Raw genomic sequence first — 15,600 nt, forward strand, 5'->3', positions numbered from 1 at the left:
GAACTTTTCCGCCGATAAGACAAGATATCGGGATGAAAACCCGCAAGCCTTATCCGAGCGATGTAAGCGACGAAGAATGGTCGTTGGTTGTGCCGTATCTGGCGCTGGTGCGAGAAGACAGCGAACACGACGCCACGAGCTTCGCGAGGTCTTCAATGCGCTGCGCTGGCTGATCAGAGGCGGCGCACCGTGGTGCATGTTGCCTAATGACCTGCCCCCGTGGAAAGCGGTCTATCAACAGACGCAGCGCCGGATACGAGCGGACTGTTTTCGAGTCGCTCGTGCATGATCTGCGCGTGGCGCCTGCGTACGTGGATCAGGGCTATACGTCGAAGCGGCTCGTCAGGCGGCACAGAGCCACGGCATTGAGTTGGAGGTGGTCAAGCACACCGAGGCCAAACGCGGTTTCGTGTTGCTGCCCAGACGCTGGGTGGTCGAGTGCAGCTTCGCACGGGCTGCGCGCTTTCGACGCCTCGCGCGCGACTGTGAGCGCGTGCCTCACGCGCTGGCCGGATTCCATTTCCTTGCCTTCGCCTGTCTAATGCTGCCCAAAATCATCGACTTCATTCATATAGGTTCATAACATGCTCTAGCGGTTGAGTACGGAAAACACCAGTGTGCCCGCGAACATCAACAGCACTACCGACGCGCCGCGAAGCAGCGCTCCGGTATGCGTGGCCAGAGACCGACGCGCCGTCAAGACGCCGCCGATGGTGAGCCACATCGAACCGATCGTCACTGTGAGCGCCGTGAAGACCGCGATCGAGCAGAAATAGAACGGAACCAATACGAAAGCCTGCGGGGGAAAGATCGCAGTGGCGAACAATAACGCCTTCGGATTCATGGACGTCGCGACGAACATGTCGCGAAAGCCGATGGTACCCGACTGGATGTCTTCAAGGTGTGGGCTTTTCCATAGCTGCAGGGCGAGATAGAAAATATAGGCCGAACTCCCCAGCTTCAGCGCATCGTAAAGCCACGGCCGTGTGGTCGCGAATGTCGTCAGGAAGAAACCCCACAGTGATATCGCGAAGCCATAGCCCAATGCCTCTGCAACCAGGAGAGGCGACGATTGCCGGAAGCCGACCTTGATTCCTGAGGACAGCAGCAGGGTATTTGTCGGCCCTGGCGTGGCCAGGACCAGCGAAACGTAGAGTGCCATCTTCAGCATCATTTGCAATGTCGGCATCTTGCTTCCTTGGTGTCGATGACGGTCGCCACGCGTCGGGGCGACCCGTCGTATCAGTTGTTAGTCATTCTGCATTCGGGGAGCTGTTGGCGTTCACAGTAAGCGCTAGCGATGCTCGGTAACCATGCTAACGGCGATCAAGCGAAAACCACCTGGTTTCAAGGGGTTTGGGGGGAGATGGAAACTCGAGCAGCGAAGGTCGCATCTGTGTTCAGGCTGCTTGGGAGAGGCGCGCTTTCGCGAAAACGGGCAGAACGGGCTGCCAACTACTCGGTGATCGTTGGGAAACTGCATTCATACACCCGATTTCCGAAAAGTCGAAAATATCGATGCCGGTCTACGAGCAATAGGGCGCTATCGAAAACGCCAATTTTCACGGCTCAGAACCCTACGCTAGCAGGGTTACTGGACATATTAGCGCGCCTTTGAGCGCTGCGAGCGCTAATTACACTTGCCGCGTTAAAAACTATCGCCGGTCTCTCGTATTAGCTTTTCCGCGGTTATTCGTAGCGCGTGATAAATCGATTAAAGACGGTTGGTGGGTTCAGGACCTCGGCGGATTCGTTTTCCAGTGCCCCGGCCCCGTTGTCATCGTTGATCGTGACGAACAGCGTGATTGTCTCGGTGCACTCGCCAAGCAACTGCAGCAGCTCATCGCGGTCAAGCTGTCCGCCGCTCGCCTGCGAGCGAGCATAGGTCGTCAGCAAGATGCGTTGCGCAGCACGCAGTGAACCGCCCCGAGTTTTGTGGAGGCTCCAACTCTTGAGAGTGATTCATCGGACGTGCCCGACCCCGAAGGATGAAGCGGCCACCGCGCCGAGCTAGTATTGCGAGGCAGCGGTGGTCGAGGTCGGCCCATTGTCTGGTGCACTGAGCCCGTTTGAGAGTTGGACCCGCAGCCCTGCGAGCACCCCAAATTGTGACCTGGGGCAGTCTGTCGCCCTGCTGGATCACGCTTACCAGAATCCGATAACGAGGGCTGCCGCCGCTGCCATTCTCCATCGTGCAGGAGGGCAACATGCAGGTACTTTATCCACGCTGCGCCGGGCTGGACGTGCACAAGGACACTATCGTGGCATGCGTACGTTGCGTGTCTGCGCCTGAGCACCACGAGGTCCAAAGCTTTTCCAGCACCACGACCGGTTTGCTGGCGCTATCTGACTGGTTGGCAAGCCATCTCTGCACCCATGTAGCAATGGAAGCCACTGGCGTGTATTGGAAACCCGTCTGGCACGTACTCGAGGATTCCTTCGAGTTAGTGCTTGGTAATGCCGCACACATCCGGAACGTGCCTGGCCGCAAAACGGATGTCAACGATGCGATGTGGATCGCGGACCTGCTCGCACACGGGTTGATCCGCTCTAGCTTTGTGCCACCTGCCGCGATTCAGGAGTTGCGCGATCTGACACGCACGCGTAAGCAGCTGGCCCGCGAAATCGCCCAGCATTGTCTGCGCATTCAGAAGGTGCTTGAGGACGCCAACCTCAAACTCGGCAGCGTACTGTCCGACGTGCTTGGCGACAGCGGGCGGGCTATGCTCAAGGCCATCGTCTCGGGCGAGGATGACCCGGTGCGATTGGCCTCGCTGGCTCAGGGCCACGCCCGCAGAAAGACCAGTGAACTGCGCGAAGCGCTGAGCGGCCGTGTCACCGCCCATCACCGCGCCATGCTCGGACTGCATCTGCAAGTCATCGACGCACTTGAGCGCGCGCTGGCAGACTTGGATGCCGCAGTGGGGCTGGCGTTGACGCCGATCCGGCAGCACGTCCAACTGCTCAGGACCATTCCTGGGGTTGGGGATTTGACTGCTCGGGTCTTGGTAGCCGAGATCGGCGTCGACATGACGCGCTTCCCCAATCCCGCCCATTTGATATCGTGGGCCGGCTTGTGCCCGCGTAATGACGAAAGCGCGGGCAAACGCCGTAGCACTCGTGTCCGCAAGAGCGGTACGTGGTTAAAGACTGCACTGGTCACGGCTGCATGGGCAGCAGTTCGCACAAAAAACACCTATCTGCACGCCCAGTTCTTGCGAATCAAAGCGCGGCGCGGTGCTAAAAAAGCGATCGTCGCTGTTGCGGCGTCCATGCTCACTGCCGCGTGGCACATGCTTCGCAACGGCGTGGAATACAAGGACCTCGGCTCTGATTACTTCAATCGACACGACATGCAGGGGACTGTTAAACGGCTGCTCAAAAGACTGACGGATCTCGGGTATCCCGTTCAACCCGCGTCTCCATCGTAAGGGCTTCTTACCAGAAATGGTATGGACGCCTCTCTCCCGTATCGTGAGGCGCAGGTCTTCGACATGAGCGAGCGCATGGCGCAAGATCACATGGATCTTCACGGCGAAGCGGAGGCTATATCCCGCCTGCTGAAGCTGAGGCAAACTACTACAGGCATCTCAGAAACGTTGATGAAGTGCCTGCATCAACTTGAACCAACTGGCCTCCACGATTCCCGGTGCGGTTCAGATCGAATACTCGGGCCCCTTACTGATGATCCCCAGCACCCTCGCCACGCCAACCAGAAAAACTTGACTGTGAGAGCATATGCTCCTATTCTTTGCCTAAAGAGAGCATATGCTCTCATTTTCAAGCGGAGCGAAGCGATGAACGAGCCTGAGATTCTTGTGAGTGGTGCAACCGGACGCACCGGAGGTATGGCCATTGACGTACTGCTCAAGATGGACAAACGCGTGCGTGCCTACGTGCGCACCGATGATGATCGGGCGGCAGCCCTGAGGCAGCGCGGTGTCGATGTCGCGGTCGGGGACTTCACCGACATCGACGACATTCGGGCAGCGATGGAAGGCATTCGATCGGCGTATTTCCTTCATCCGATCGCGCCGGGAATCATCGGGGCCGCGGCCTATTTCGCGCAGGCGGCGAAGGAGGCGGGTGTCACGGCGATCGTCAACATGTCGCAGATTTCCGCGCGCCGGGTGTCGCTGAGCCACGCGGCACAGGATCACTGGGTCTCCTAGCAGGTCTTCGACTGGTCGGGTGTCGCGACTACGCATTTGCGCCCGACCTTCTTTGCCGATTGGCTCGTCTATCCGCATTTTGCGCGGGAGATATGGGCCACGAAGAAGATCGAATTTCCGTTTGGCAACGGCCGTCACGCGCCCATCGCCAGCGACGATCAGGGACGCGTGATCGCCCACCTCCTCGCCAAACCCGAAGGCCACGAGGGCAAGACCTACACACTCCACGGCCCCGTCGAGATGAACCACGTCGAGATTGCAGACGCGATGAGCGATGTTCTCGGCGCCCGGATCGAATACGCGCCGACTTCCATCGAGGAATTCCGAATCAAGATGGAAACCCTTTACAAGTTTCCGCCGTTCCTCACGCAGCATCTGGTCGAAGTCGCGCAGAACTACCGCGACGGCATCTTCTCGGGCACCAACGACATCGTCGAGAAGATCACGGGAACGCCGCCGCTGTCGGTCCAGCAGTTCGTCGAGAAATATCGGGCCGCATTCGTGTGAACACGTCCCTGAAACGAATCGAGAGGTTTGAAAATGTCACCCATCCAGCCTGATCGTCACCCGTTTCTCGATGATCTGACGGCCGACGCCAAACTGGTCAGCTCGGTGTTGCGCGCGCCCGTAATCGGGCGCGACAAAATCCGGCTCGCCGTCGACGCCGTCGGGACCTTTTACGTCTCGCAGACGCCAACGTTTGTTCAAGCCGTCGGCTCGCGGCTTTTTCTCGAATACGAGGCCGTTCTGACGAGCGGCGAGACGTTGAGCGCGGTCGTGGTCGTCGATCGCAACGCCGACGGCTCGGTGCCGCGAGTCAGCGTGCGGATGAGCCCGCTTGGCGCCGTACTGACTCTCGCGACCCATCTGCGGGAGTTGCTTTCGAAGCAGTTGCCGGAACACGTCTTTCCTTGAGCCAGGCACCCGCGTACTCGTGGATGGAGTCGACATTCCCCCGGCACGCGGCTTTTGAAAAAGGAGCTTGTCATGGATATCAAGAACGCCACCGTTTTCATCACCGGTGCCAATCGCGGCCTGGGCCTCGCTTTTGCACGCGAGGGGCTTCGTCGCGGGGCGGCGAAAGTGTACGCGGGTATGCGCAACACGAGCGGTTTCGACGAGCCGGGCATTGTGCCGGTCAGGATCGATGTCACGGATCCGGCGTCGATCGCCGAGGCGGCGAAACTGGCGGCCGACACGACTCTGCTGATCAACAACGCGGGCATTGCCGCTCTGATCGATGGGCCTTTGGCGGCAGACGTGCAAGCGCAGTCCGCCCGCTTGTTCGATACCAACTACTACGGCGTGGTGCGCGTCACACAGGCCTTCGAACAGATCCTGGCGGCCCAGCCGCATGCCGCGATCATCAACGTGCTTTCCGACATCGTGTGGCTCCCGCGGCCCTATCTGACGCCGTATGCCGCTTCGAAAGCCGCCGCCTGGAGCTACACGAACCAGCTTCGCTTTCACCTGCGCGAGCGTGGCATCCAGGCTCTCGGCCTGCACGTCGGGTTCGTGGATACCGATCTGACCAACGGCATCGACGTGCCTAAAGCCAGTCCCGGTGACGTCGTGCGACAGACCTACGACGCGCTCGCCGCCGGCAAGAGCGAGGTCATGGCCGACGAGGGGACAGCGGTGCTGAAGAGCACGCTCGCGGCCGAGATACCCGGCTACATCACACCGCCGGCAGGGCTTTGAACACCGCAGTCGACACTGGCCGGATTCGGCGGCGAGCCACGAGGTGCGCAGATCGTACGCCAGCGCTGTCGCTCCCGGCTATCATCGATAGATACCAACGTACCTTCGCGCGACGCGCGCGTAGCGTTCGCGCAATGAACCGAAATCAGGAGTGCACCAGATGTTGCCCGTGAACCAGCCGCTCGGAATCGATCAATGCAACTGCTTCACCGTAAGGAAGGCGAGCAGGCAGATCTCCCGACTCTACGATAGCCATCTCGAGCCCTCGGGCTTGCGCATCACGCAATTCCTCACCCTGGCCGCCCTGCGCGAAGTGGGAAGTACCCCGGTCAACGCCCTTGCCGAACGGCTCGATATCGAACGAACGGCGATGGGGAAGATGGTTGGCTTCCTGGAGCGCGACGGCTTCGTCACGGTCAAGCCGTCGCCCACCGACGGCCGAAGCCGTCTTGTCGAACTCACCGAGGAGGGCCGGCGTCTGCACGAAAGAGCATCCCCGCTCTGGCAGGAAGCGCAACGGGAGTTCGAGCAACTGAACGGTGTGGACAATGTTACGGCGTTGCGAGAAGGGTTGAGAGGGGTGCAGATCGGCGACGTGTCGATGCGTTCGTCGCAAGACTGAGCCTCCGGATGCATTGCGGCAACAACGTCGTTCTTCAAACAAGTCGTCGTTCGAGGAAGGGCGATGAAGTCCACTGCCGCTATCGGTGGTATGGTCGCGCCGGATTTCCGGGCGAGCCCGCAAAGCGGCGGCCCTCGCTGCGCACGCTCATGCGAGGCCGCCCTTATCACACGGCGGAGTCGGGACGACCCTATGTGGAGACGCCGTGAGACCCGTTGCATTACGGGCCGGACGGATCCCGAAACGTGCGTCGGCTCGCTGATGCAGCGCCCGGCGCGACGGGACCAGGCGAACTAGCCATGGCCCGCTTCGCCGTGCAACTCGAATACGCTGTCGATCTCCACCGGAATGCCCATGGGCAGCGTGTGTACGCCGATGGCGCTACGGGCCGGCAACAAGTCCGCACCGAACAGGTCCAGCAGTACGTCGCTCGCACCGTCTGCCACCTTCGGATGCTGAGTGAACGATGCCGACGCGCGGACATAGACGGTCAATCGTGCGCAGCGTCTGATGCGATCGAGTCCACACCGTTCGTCGAGGCAAGCCAGAATCATCAGCATCGTCAGTCTTGCGCAAGATTGAGCGCGCTCGATGCTCATATCTTCACCCACGATGCCCGTGACAGGCGCGCCGTTGTCGAAGGGCCCGAGGCCCGAGACGTTCGCTTGATTGCCTGCGATCGATACGGTCCGATACGAACCGAGCGGCGCGACGGCTTGCGGCAGAACCAGTCCGAGTGCTGCAAGACGGGCAGTGATAGTGTCAGGCATGGGGCCTCCGCGGGAGAAACGAGCAACGCCGTGGCCACGAGCTTTCGAGGCGCAGGCCCGTCTACCGTGTGGCCGAAACGAGATGGCAGCGACAGGCAGGCGGCGCCCAGGCTATCGCTGGCCGGCGTCGCGCAGCAGCCCGAGGCGCACGAGGCTTTCGGCCGTGGCAACAACGGCGTCCTCGCGCGGGCGGGGCGACCAGCCAAGCAAGCTGATGGCCTTCTGGCTGGTGGCGTTCAGATTGCGGCCGAGCAGCGGCAGCGATCCTCGCAACGCAGGATCCCTGAGTGCGCCGACGCGCACCAGCCAGTCGGGCAGCACCCGGGTCGATACATGGCGCGCGGCACGCCCCATGCGCGCTTTGAGGACCTGCGCGACTTCGGCGAGCCACATGCTTTCGCCGGCAATGGCAATAAAGCGCTCTCCGTTCGCGGCGTCGTGGGTCATCGCTCGCACATGCAGGTCGGCGACATCGCGCACGTCGACGAAACCGGAATTGATGCGCGGATTGCCGGGCCGGCCGTCCAGCATGCCCCTGATCAGGCGGATGGAGTGCGAATAGTCGTCGCCGAGCACGGGGCCGACAACCGTAACCGGGTTGATCGCAGACAGTTGCATACCGCGTCCTTCTCGGGCGACGAAATCCCAGGCCGCGCGTTCCGACAAGGTCTTCGACTTCTGATAGGGCCAGACATCGGGGCTCGTCAGGTTGCTCCAGTCGGTCTCGTCGAAGGGGCGGCTCATTGGCCCGTGCCCCGCGCAGATTGCACCGAAAGCGGAGGTCAGCACGACGCGATGTACACCTGCGTCCCGCGCCGCACGCAGCACGCGCAGCGTGCCTTCTACGGCGGGCTTGACCCAGTCGTCTTCGCTCGTCTGCGTTCCGGTGGGCGTGGGCGATGCGCCATGCACGACGGAAGTACAACCGGCAGTTGCCTGTTGCCAGCCGTCGTCGGAGAGGAGATCCGCCGCGAAGAATGACAGGCGGTCTCCGGGCGCTGCACCGCCGCTTTTTAGCTGTGCGCGCACCTGCGTCTCGCGCGCGAGCGAGCGGACCGTGGTTCGTACCTGATAGCCGCGATGCAGAAGCGCCAGGATGCAGTGTTGTGCAATGAAGCCGGTGCCGCCCGTTACGAGAACCGATACACGGTTGGTATTGCTGTTCATGTCGTTGAATGTCAGGGACGAAGAACCGGAAGGTTAAGGGCCGGCCTGCCGCTTGTTAATGCTTTATAGTGCGATTTACTTGCGCGACAGTACGATGATGAGTGACGATCCCTTCTCCGACATTCTGAGACTCACGAACGCCGAATCGCTGGCAACGGGAGGCTTCTCGGCCGGCGGCGCCTGGGCCATTCGCTTTCCGGCACCCGACAAGATCAAATTCTTTGCGGTGGTGAAGGGCACGTGCTGGGTCTCCATCGACGGAGAGGAAACGCCAATCCGCTTCGGAAGCGGTGATGTCGGTCTGCTGACAGCAAAACGGTCCTTCGTCCTCGCCAGTGATCCTTGCGTTCCACCCGTTGATGCGATGGCGTTGTTCTCGGGCGCCGGCAAGTCGGCGGTGAAACTGGGCAACGGCGATGACTTCGCCCACATCGGTGGACACGTACTGCTCGATCCGGTAACCGGCAACTTGCTGTCGGACGTTCTGCCGCCATGGATTCACGTACCGGCCACATCGCCGCAGGCAGTGAAGGTCCGCTGGCTTCTCGAGCAACTCGTATCGGCCCAGCTTTCACAGCTGCTTTTCATTCAGATACTGCGCGCCCATCTGAAAACGTCCGCGCCCTTGGCGGGATGGTTGCGCGCGTTGAGCAACCCACGCATCGCACCCGCACTGCGACTGATGCACGGCGATCCCGCACGCGCATGGCATCTGGACGAGCTTGCCGCCGCGTGCGCGATGTCACGAACCACGTTCGCTGCTCACTTCAGGGCGAGCGCCGGCGTCGCGCCGCTGACCTATCTTGGCCAGTGGCGCATGCGTGTTGCGGAGCGCCGTTTGCGCGACGAGAGCATTCCGGTCGCCATGCTTGCGCAGTCGCTCGGCTATTCGTCCGAAAGCGCATTCAGTAACGCGTTCAAGCGCATGTCCGGACATGCGCCGACGACATATCGTCATATCGCACGAACTGCTGCCGAAGCCGTCGGCAGTGAGCGCGACGGCGTTCGCGGGGAAGCTGGGGCTACCGGTTCGACACTGCAGCCGTATCCATCGGAACCTCGGTGAAATGCTCCAGCGACTCTGCGTTCGCATACAGACGCTCCGGCGGATCGCGCAGAAAGTCGATTTCCACCTGACTGAAGCAGTTCAGCGCCGTGACTTCGAAGTGCTTCGCGAGCGGCACGATCTTGTACGTCAGCTTCGCGCCCTCGGCGGTGAGCGATAGCTGCACGGGCCGCGTCCGACGCACTTGAGCGCCATGATGAGGAAAGTCGCTCGTGCCAAGAGCATGGCGCGCACGATCGATGAGCAAGAAATTAGGTGTGTGAGCAACGATATGCTTCGGATCACCAGATTGGGGCGAAATCTTGATGCCTGTCTTTGGGGTTGTCGATAGTTGTCCACCTTGAGGCTCGGCATACGCTCACGCCGCACGTCAACGCAAATGTCTGGAACTCAGCACGCTTTGCTGAACGCCTCGCCGCTGCTCACTTCCGCGACGTGATCGTCGCCGCCGCGCATCAGCGGAATGAACGGACACGATTAGCGCTCGAACGGACACCATTAGCAGAATCTACGAACTTCGACCGCTGATGTCGGTGCAAGCGCGCATTTCCTTTGCCGCAGTCGAGCCCAGCATCGCTCGCATTTTTCCGGCAGCGGAGCGAAGCTCGTCGAGCTTGCCAGGATTCATCTTCTCCGGCCCAAGGAAGTACCCGTGAGTGTCGGATCCCGCTGCCAATGCTCTCAAAAATAGGAGATTCGCCCACCAAGTCCGCGTGCCCGGCGGTCGTTGATGCATTGTGCAGGAAGTGGACGTACTCATGGACGTGCATCGCAACCGCGACGGGTGGGGGGCGCCCTCTGCAGGCTCGAGGTCGAATATGCTCTCCATCCGATAATAGAAGGCGTTCTGTCGGTAACACGAGCCGGCGTGGATCGACGATGATCGGCGTTGCGGCCGAAGCCAGATCCGCGTGAGCCTGCTTGGCGAGCGTCATGGCGCCCTTCGTCCATCTTCGCGACAGCCTTTTTCAGCAGCCCGCGCAACCAGGTGAGCCCGGGGTCCGAGGTCCGATGCTTGTGCCATTGCATCGCCTGCTCCATCGTCGGGACCTGCATAAACCGGCTCTTCTTCGTGACTTCCTTTCTCCGTTGGCCTCGCCCATCGACATCCGGGTCTCGCCATCAACGGAAGATTAATATTTAGCCCATTGGATATTTCAAATTCCTTTCAATAAATGACTGAGATTGAATAATCTCATCGATTCGTGACGATCTTGATTTTGACAGCATTTGGACTTGACTATTTTTGAGGAAGCGCTCCGGTGAACATTTTTGGTCGCGGTGCAGCGAGCCGGCCGGCTCCGTTCGTCAACCGCCTTAACCTTGATGGGCTTGGTTTTTCGTGCGATGGAGCGTGGCTGTCGAGCTGTCTGAAATCGATGGGCCAGGGAAACGTTTCCACATCAACAGAATGAGATTAGATTGAAAATCAAACTGATTTTATAAATTTATCTTAATGTTATGTGGAATTGAATTGATCGATCTATAATGCGATGCGCGAATTAACGAAACGATCCATTTGATAGTTCGATCGAATACATGCGAAGTCTTTATCTGGCAAGACATGGACAAGCCGCTTTCGGCTCCGACGACTACGACCGCCTGACGGATGTCGGCGTGCGTCAGTGCGCAAGGCTCGGCGAGCGACTGAACTCGTTGCTTCCGCAACGGCCCGCGCTCGCGGGCGGCAGCCATCGACGTCACCTGCAAAGCGCGCTGGCGTGCGCCGAGGCATGGGGCCCGGCGCTTGCGGCGGACTGCCTGGTCGATGCCGGCTTCGACGAATACGATCACACCGAGATCTTGTTGCGTGCCGCGCCTCAATTCCCGGATCTGCAAGCGCTGTCGGCTCACGTCGCGCTGCAGGACGATCCACCACGCGCGTTTCAGCGGATGTTCGCCGACGCGGCTGCCCGCTGGGCGTCGGGGAGGTTCGACGGCGAGTACACGCAATCGTGGGCGGCGTTCGCGAATCGATGCTGGGCCACGCTCACGGACCTGTCGGCGCGCCACGACGCGACGTGGCCCGTGATGGCGTTTACGTCAGGCGGCGTGATCGGCGCGATCTGCCAGCGGTTGCTCGGCATTCCCGACGAGCGCATCTTCGATCTGATCTGGAGCCTCTACAACGGCGGGCTCACCCGCCTGCTAGTCGACGACGACGGGCACCTCCAGCTCGGCTACCTGAATTGCATTGCCCATCTCGATACGTCGGACGGGCGCTTTCTTACTTATCGGTAATCCGGCACCTCCATGCCGGCGCGCTCCGTTCACCGGCGGGGCACGCGGTGGATGCGTGTCGCTCGTTCGTCAGGTTTCGTCATGAAGCGAAAGACCGCGTTTCTCATGTCTGGCCAGGGCTCCCAGTACTACCGCATGGGAATCGATATCCATGCGGCCGAGCCGGTTTTCCGTCGCTCGATGAAAGCGCTCGACGCGGTGGTCGCCGAGGCGGCCGGGTTTTCGCTCCTGGCCGTGCTCTACGGCGAGAACGCGAGGCGCACAACGCCGTTCGATCGCACGCTGCACACCCACCCCGCGTTGTTCATGGTGCAGTATTCGCTCGCGCAGACCCTGCTCGCGCGCGGCATCGAGCCCGACTACCTGCTCGGCACGAGTCTCGGCGAATACGTCGCCGCCGCGCTGGCGGGCATCGCGTCGCCGGAGCAGGTGCTGCGCACGCTGCTGCACAAGGCGCGGCTCGCCGAGCAGCATTGCGCCCCGGGCGCGATGCTTGCCGTGCTCGACGACCCGGCGCGCTACGAGCGCGACCCGATGCTTCATCGCAACAGCACGCTGGCCGGTGTAAGCCATGCTCAGCATTTCGTGCTGTCGGGCGAGCGCGAGGCGCTGCAGCGCGTGCATGCGCACCTGCAGGCGCTGCAGGTAGTCTGCCTGATGCTGCCGATCTCGCACGGCTTCCACTCGTCCGCGATGGACCCGTGCCTGCCGGCGCTTCTCGCCGCCGAGCCGCAAAACTTGGCCGCGCCGCGCATCCCGCTGATCTCGTGCCTGTTCGGCGACCGGCTGGCCGCCGCGCCGGGCAACGACTATTTCTGGCAGATCGGCCGTCGTCCGATCCTGTTCCGCGAGGCGGTGGCCGCCTTGCTGCGCGCCGAGCCCGACGGCGTCGAGTTCATCGACGTCGGGCCCGGCGCGACGCTGTCGGGCTTCCTCAAACGCCTGTTGCCAGCCGGGCATCCCCATTCAATCCGTGCCCTCCTGTCGCCGTTCGCCGGCGAGCTGGAAGGCCTGCACGCGCTCGCGCCGCGTTCCGACGCGCCGCGGGCCACCACCGTTGGAGAACCGCAGAACATGTACGCATTCGTTTTTCCTGGTCAGGGCGCGCAGAAGAAGGGCATGGGCGCGGCGCTGTTCGAGAAGTACCCGGAGCTGGTGGCCAGCGCCGACCGCATCCTCGGCTATTCGATCGCCTCGCTGTGCCTCGACGATCCGCACGGTCAACTCGACCAGACGCTCTACACGCAACCGGCGCTGTACGTGGTCAACGCGCTGTCGTATCTCGACGCGAGCGCGCAGGAGGCCGTGCCGCCGGCCTTCGTCGCGGGCCACAGCCTCGGCGAGTACGCGGCGCTGTTCGCCGCCGGCATGGTGGACTTCGAGACCGGGCTTCGGCTGGTGCACAAGCGTGCCACGCTGATGTCGCAGGCGACGGCGGGCGCCATGTCGGCGGTGCTGGGGCTCGACCGGGCGACGCTGCGTGCGCTGCTCGACGCGAACGGCGGTCAGGCGATCGACATCGCGAACCTAAACACGCCCTCCCAGATCGTCATCTCCGGCCCGCTCGATGCGGTCTCGGCAGTCAAGCCGGTGCTCGAACAGGCACCGGGTTGCCGTGGCGTAATCCAGCTGGCGGTGAGCGGCGCGTTCCACTCGCGCCTGATGCTCGACGCGCAGCGCGAGTTCGAGCGCTTCCTGGCAGGCTTCGAGCTGGCGGCGCCGCGCATCGCGGTGATCTCGAACGTCACCGCGCGGCCCTATGAGCCGGGCGAGGCGAAGCGGCTGCTGGCCACGCAGATCACGCACTCGGTGAACTGGGTGGATTCGGTGCGCTACATGTGGGGGCAGGGCGTCGAGACGTTCCGCGAACTCGGCCACGGACGCGTGCTGACCAACCTGGTCGCAAAGATCCGCAACGAGACCACGCCGCTCGTGGAGGCGCCCCCGACCGCGCGAGTCGAGCCGGCGTCGCGGGCAGCTGCCGCGCCGGCTGCGCCGCTCGCCGCGGTGCCGGTCGTGGCAGTTGCCGCGCCGCTCACCCCGGCGCCGGTCGCGGCCGCTCAACCGCGCGCGGCGGCGCCAGCCGCGAGCGGCCGTGCCGCCGTCGCGCAGATCCGCGCCACCAGCCTTGGCAGCGAGGCGTTCCGCGCCGACTACAACCTCAAGTACGCCTACGTGGGCGGCGCGATGGTGCACGGCATCGCCTCGGTCGCGATGGTGGTGCGCATGGCGCGCGCCGGCATGCTGGCGTTCTTCGGCACGGGTGGCCTTCGGCCCGCCGACGTCGAGCGCGCGATCCTCGAGATCCGCGACGCGCTCGGGCCTGACGCGACGTTCGGCATGAACCTGCTGAACGGCTCGCGCGAGGAGGCCGTGGTGGCGCTGCTGCTCAAGCACGGCGTGCGCAACGTGGAGGCCTCGGCCTACATGCAGATCTCGCCGGGCCTCGTGCTGTATCGCCTGCGCGGCCTGCAGGCCGGCCCCGACGGCCGGCCGGTGGCGCGCAACCGCATCATGGCCAAGCTCTCGCGGCCCGAGGTGGCGGCCGGCTTCCTGAAGCCGGCGCCCGTCGCGATCGTCGACAAGCTGCTGCAAAGCGGCGCGATCACCGCGCAGCAGGCCGCCTGGGCGCGCGAGCTGCCGATGGCCGATGACATCTGCGTGGAAGCCGATTCCGGCGGCCATACCGATTCCGGCGTGGCCGCAGCGCTGCTCCCGGTGATCATCGCGCAACGAGACGAGGCAATGGCCGCCCACGGCTATGCCAAGCTGATCCGCATCGGCAGCGCGGGCGGCATCGGCACGCCCGAGGCGGCGGCCTCCGCCTTCGTGCTCGGTGCGGACTTCATTCTTACCGGCTCGATCAACCAATGCACGGTCGAGGCCGGCACCAGCGATCTGGTGAAGGACATGCTGCAAGACATGGAGGTGCAGGACACCGACTACGCGCCGGCCGGCGACATGTTCGAGATCGGCGCGCGCGTACAGGTGCTCAAGCGCGGCGTGTTCTTTCCCGCGCGCGCCAACAAACTCTACGACGTCTACCGCAGCGTGGATTCGCTCGACCAGATCGACGCGAAGACGGCCCGCATGATCCAGGACAAGTACTTCCAGCGTAGCTTCGAGGCCGTCTACGACGAGTGCCGCAAGCACTACCCGGCGGAGGTCATCGCCGCCGCCGACCAGGCGCCCAAGAAGAAGATGGCGCTCGTCTTCAAATGGTATTTCGCCCACAGCAACCGGCTTGCGCTGAAGGGCGAGCCAGGCGGCAAGGTGGATTTCCAGATCCACTGCGGCCCCGCGCTCGGCGGCTTTAACCGCTTGGCGAAGGGCATGCCGCTCGAGAGCTGGCGCAACCGCCACGTCGACGAGATCGGCGTTTGGCTGATGGAGGCCACCGCCACGCTGCTCAACACCCGTTTCGCCCAGCTGCTCCGGCAGGCGGCCACGACTCCGGCCTCGGAGCCCGAGGCCGTCGTCTGAGCCGGACCGGTCATTTCGTCTCCTCGTCAATGGAAATCTCCATGGAAAACCAGATTCGCGAGTTCATCGAAACCACGTTCCTCGTCCAGTTCGGCACCGACATCGACGAGCACACCGATCTCTTCAAGGCCGGCGTGATCGACTCGTTCGGCTACGTGCAGTTGATCCACTTCATCGAGCGCGAGTTCAGCATCACGTACACCGAGGAGGAAATGCTCACGCAGATCCTCACGACGTTCGACAGCCTCGTCGAGTCCGTGCGCGACAAGGTCGCGCTCGCGTAGCCGCACCCCACTCTCACGACCCGCTTCCCGCCAACCCCCTTCGCGAAAGGGGGCGGGAGCCTGCTTGCCCAAAATTCGCAAAGGAACCGATTCT

12 protein-coding genes and 4 pseudogenes are annotated in these 15,600 nt (G+C 62.5%); 10 read left to right on the forward strand and 6 right to left on the reverse strand.

The annotated features are described in order from the left end of the window. The first annotated feature begins 32 nt into the window (after positions 1 to 32). A pseudogene (locus DM992_RS38840) lies at positions 33 to 583 on the forward strand (transposase). Between the two features lie 6 nt (positions 584 to 589). Here the strand turns inward: DM992_RS38840 and DM992_RS38845 are convergent. Beyond that, positions 590 to 1,189: a LysE family translocator gene (locus tag DM992_RS38845; RefSeq protein ID WP_111021509.1), complete on the reverse strand. Its 600-nt coding sequence runs from the start codon at positions 1,187 to 1,189 to the stop codon at positions 590 to 592. Between the two features lie 620 nt (positions 1,190 to 1,809). After that, positions 1,810 to 1,920: pseudogene (locus tag DM992_RS38850) on the reverse strand (type VI secretion system Vgr family protein); the annotation flags it as partial. A 287-nt stretch (positions 1,921 to 2,207) separates the two neighbouring features. Here DM992_RS38850 and DM992_RS38855 point away from each other — a divergent pair. From DM992_RS38855 to DM992_RS38875, 5 genes and pseudogenes are all read left to right on the forward strand, one after another. After that, positions 2,208 to 3,431 carry an IS110 family transposase gene (locus tag DM992_RS38855; RefSeq protein WP_111021510.1) on the forward strand — a complete coding sequence of 408 codons (1,224 nt, stop codon included), beginning with the start codon at positions 2,208 to 2,210 and terminating at the stop codon, positions 3,429 to 3,431. A 366-nt stretch (positions 3,432 to 3,797) separates the two neighbouring features. Next, positions 3,798 to 4,679, forward strand: a pseudogene (locus tag DM992_RS38860) (NmrA family NAD(P)-binding protein). 33 nt (positions 4,680 to 4,712) lie between these two features. Further along, a complete protein-coding gene (locus DM992_RS38865; protein WP_111021511.1) occupies positions 4,713 to 5,087 on the forward strand; it encodes a hypothetical protein in 375 nt (124 codons plus the stop codon). Positions 5,088 to 5,159: 72 nt separating this feature from the next. Then, complete coding sequence (locus DM992_RS38870) at positions 5,160 to 5,873, forward strand: SDR family oxidoreductase (RefSeq protein WP_111021512.1); 714 nt, start codon at positions 5,160 to 5,162, stop codon at positions 5,871 to 5,873. A 160-nt stretch (positions 5,874 to 6,033) separates the two neighbouring features. Beyond that, positions 6,034 to 6,495 (forward strand): MarR family transcriptional regulator, encoded by a 462-nt coding sequence (locus tag DM992_RS38875; RefSeq protein WP_111021513.1) that lies wholly within the window; start codon positions 6,034 to 6,036, stop codon positions 6,493 to 6,495. Positions 6,496 to 6,788: 293 nt separating this feature from the next. Here the strand turns inward: DM992_RS38875 and DM992_RS38880 are convergent, their stop codons facing one another. Together DM992_RS38880 and DM992_RS38885 are read right to left on the reverse strand one after the other, a co-directional pair. After that, entirely contained in the window at positions 6,789 to 7,265 is a 477-nt protein-coding gene (locus DM992_RS38880; protein ID WP_111021514.1) for a RidA family protein, read from the reverse strand. Between the two features lie 111 nt (positions 7,266 to 7,376). Beyond that, on the reverse strand, positions 7,377 to 8,432 hold the full coding sequence (locus tag DM992_RS38885; protein ID WP_111021515.1) for an aldehyde reductase: 1,056 nt from the start codon (positions 8,430 to 8,432) through the stop codon (positions 7,377 to 7,379). Positions 8,433 to 8,490: 58 nt separating this feature from the next. Here DM992_RS38885 and DM992_RS38890 point away from each other — a divergent pair, with 58 nt between their 5' ends. Further along, positions 8,491 to 9,498 (forward strand): AraC family transcriptional regulator, encoded by a 1,008-nt coding sequence (locus tag DM992_RS38890; protein WP_111021516.1) that lies wholly within the window; start codon positions 8,491 to 8,493, stop codon positions 9,496 to 9,498. Here the strand turns inward: DM992_RS38890 and DM992_RS38895 are convergent. Continuing rightward, positions 9,455 to 9,664 carry a hypothetical protein gene (locus tag DM992_RS38895; RefSeq protein ID WP_239511494.1) on the reverse strand — a complete coding sequence of 70 codons (210 nt, stop codon included), beginning with the start codon at positions 9,662 to 9,664 and terminating at the stop codon, positions 9,455 to 9,457. The two genes, DM992_RS38890 and DM992_RS38895, sit on opposite strands and share 44 nt — an antisense overlap. A 758-nt stretch (positions 9,665 to 10,422) precedes the next feature. Continuing rightward, a pseudogene (locus DM992_RS43205) lies at positions 10,423 to 10,554 on the reverse strand (LysR family transcriptional regulator); the annotation flags it as partial. Positions 10,555 to 11,037: 483 nt separating this feature from the next. On the opposite strand from DM992_RS43205, the gene DM992_RS38905 reads away from it, so the two are divergent. The 3 genes from DM992_RS38905 to DM992_RS38915 all read left to right on the forward strand — a co-directional run bounded on the left by DM992_RS38905 (position 11,038) and on the right by DM992_RS38915 (position 15,506). Further along, positions 11,038 to 11,739: a histidine phosphatase family protein gene (locus tag DM992_RS38905; RefSeq protein ID WP_111021517.1), complete on the forward strand. Its 702-nt coding sequence runs from the start codon at positions 11,038 to 11,040 to the stop codon at positions 11,737 to 11,739. A gap of 81 nt (positions 11,740 to 11,820) precedes the next feature. Beyond that, the gene (gene fabD / locus DM992_RS38910) at positions 11,821 to 15,222 is read left to right on the forward strand and encodes an ACP S-malonyltransferase (protein ID WP_111021518.1); all 3,402 of its coding nucleotides are present in this window, start codon (positions 11,821 to 11,823) and stop codon (positions 15,220 to 15,222) included. 41 nt (positions 15,223 to 15,263) lie between these two features. Beyond that, a complete protein-coding gene (locus DM992_RS38915; protein ID WP_111021519.1) occupies positions 15,264 to 15,506 on the forward strand; it encodes a phosphopantetheine-binding protein in 243 nt (80 codons plus the stop codon). Positions 15,507 to 15,600: the final 94 nt, after the last annotated feature.

Source organism: Burkholderia sp. JP2-270 (assembly GCF_003233675.1).
GTDB classification, from domain to species: Bacteria; Pseudomonadota; Gammaproteobacteria; order Burkholderiales; family Burkholderiaceae; genus Burkholderia; species Burkholderia pyrrocinia_C.

What these genes read in the sequence shown, in the direction of transcription:
- DM992_RS38865 (WP_111021511.1), top strand. Translation starts at nt 4,713, where the DNA reads ATGTCACCCATCCAGCCTGATCGTCACCCGTTTCTCGATGATCTGACG.
- DM992_RS38855 (WP_111021510.1), top strand. Translation starts at nt 2,208, where the DNA reads ATGCAGGTACTTTATCCACGCTGCGCCGGGCTGGACGTGCACAAGGAC.
- DM992_RS38875 (WP_111021513.1), top strand. Translation starts at nt 6,034, where the DNA reads ATGTTGCCCGTGAACCAGCCGCTCGGAATCGATCAATGCAACTGCTTC.
- DM992_RS38845 (WP_111021509.1), bottom strand. Translation starts at nt 1,189, where the DNA reads ATGCCGACATTGCAAATGATGCTGAAGATGGCACTCTACGTTTCGCTG.
- DM992_RS38870 (WP_111021512.1), top strand. Translation starts at nt 5,160, where the DNA reads ATGGATATCAAGAACGCCACCGTTTTCATCACCGGTGCCAATCGCGGC.
- DM992_RS38885 (WP_111021515.1), bottom strand. Translation starts at nt 8,432, where the DNA reads ATGAACAGCAATACCAACCGTGTATCGGTTCTCGTAACGGGCGGCACC.
- fabD (WP_111021518.1), top strand. Translation starts at nt 11,821, where the DNA reads ATGAAGCGAAAGACCGCGTTTCTCATGTCTGGCCAGGGCTCCCAGTAC.
- DM992_RS38915 (WP_111021519.1), top strand. Translation starts at nt 15,264, where the DNA reads ATGGAAAACCAGATTCGCGAGTTCATCGAAACCACGTTCCTCGTCCAG.
- DM992_RS38905 (WP_111021517.1), top strand. Translation starts at nt 11,038, where the DNA reads ATGCGAAGTCTTTATCTGGCAAGACATGGACAAGCCGCTTTCGGCTCC.
- DM992_RS38890 (WP_111021516.1), top strand. Translation starts at nt 8,491, where the DNA reads ATGCTTTATAGTGCGATTTACTTGCGCGACAGTACGATGATGAGTGAC.
- DM992_RS38880 (WP_111021514.1), bottom strand. Translation starts at nt 7,265, where the DNA reads ATGCCTGACACTATCACTGCCCGTCTTGCAGCACTCGGACTGGTTCTG.